The following is a 976-nucleotide window of genomic DNA, read 5'->3' as shown; positions in this document are numbered from 1 at the left end:
GCTTGCTAACGTTAAGCTAAATAATAAGCCGCTACAACTTGAGCATGTGATATCTGTTTAAGTCGCGCACGGCGTTACCATTGTATTTCACGGTGTGTTCGTCGTGCATTTTTGTGTGGTGAAGACCACTTTACTGGGAAGTCTTACGAGCATCGTAGAGGCTGGGTTGAAGATAAACTACTTATGTTAGCAAAAGTGTTTTGTATTGACGTAGCTGCTTATGCCGTAATGAGTAACCACACGTAGCGAAAATAACAAAGACACCCAACCTAAATTTTGCACATAAACACCAGTAATCCTTTCCAAAACGCCAATTAAAACCAACAGCAAACACTTCTTTATATTCTGCGTAAAAATACAGTAATCAATTGAATCAAAATAGGAACTCAGCTATGGTTTATTTATCAATAAAAACAAATAAAAAACGAGTTAATCTACAGGCTCGTTAGGTGCAAAGACAACTCATGCATTCGAGGCAACATGGATACATATAATCCCAATAAAGCAGTAGAACCCGAAAACTGGTTAGCCCTAGATGAAGCTACAAGAATTGAATTAGTTCATGATTTCCATATTGGTTTAGATCACGAATTAACCGAGGACGCTTTAAGTGTACATTCATCAATACATGTAATAGTTGAAAATCAATTAGCTATGAAGGTTAAATTAATACCAGAAACTTTCGCAAGACTTATGAGACAAGGCTTGAATAGGCATGAAACAATTCATGCTATTGGAGCAATTATATCAGCAGATATTTTCGATGTTATGAATGGTATTGTAGAAGAGTTTTCACCAAAAAAGTACAGACGAAAGCTTGAAAAAATCACAGCAAAAAGATGGCTAAAAGGGCAGTATTAAAATTTGCACCTAACAGGGGAATTAACAAGACACGCATACTAAATTTTGCACTTTTCGAAGTTAGAGGCTAGCCTTTATTTAGTGCAAAAAACAAGCAGGGTGTCTTATGGCAATT

The 976-nt window shown here is 36.3% G+C and carries 1 protein-coding gene and 1 pseudogene; both read left to right on the top strand.

All coding sequences use genetic code 11. From position 1 onward, the window contains the following. Nucleotides 1-51 precede the first annotated feature (51 nt). Nucleotides 52-243 (top strand): annotated as a pseudogene (locus I6F53_RS20130) (transposase); the annotation flags it as partial. 237 nt (nt 244-480) lie between these two features. After that, nucleotides 481-861: a hypothetical protein gene (locus I6F53_RS20125; RefSeq protein ID WP_166421921.1), complete on the top strand. Its 381-nt coding sequence runs from the start codon at nt 481-483 to the stop codon at nt 859-861. Nucleotides 862-976: the final 115 nt, after the last annotated feature.

Source organism: Pseudoalteromonas sp. SWN29 (genome assembly GCF_015864465.1).
Taxonomy (GTDB): domain Bacteria; phylum Pseudomonadota; class Gammaproteobacteria; order Enterobacterales; family Alteromonadaceae; genus Pseudoalteromonas.
This window is presented reverse-complemented; position numbering and strand designations above follow the sequence as displayed.

What these genes read in the sequence shown, in the direction of transcription:
- I6F53_RS20125 (WP_166421921.1), top strand. Translation starts at nt 481, where the DNA reads ATGGATACATATAATCCCAATAAAGCAGTAGAACCCGAAAACTGGTTA.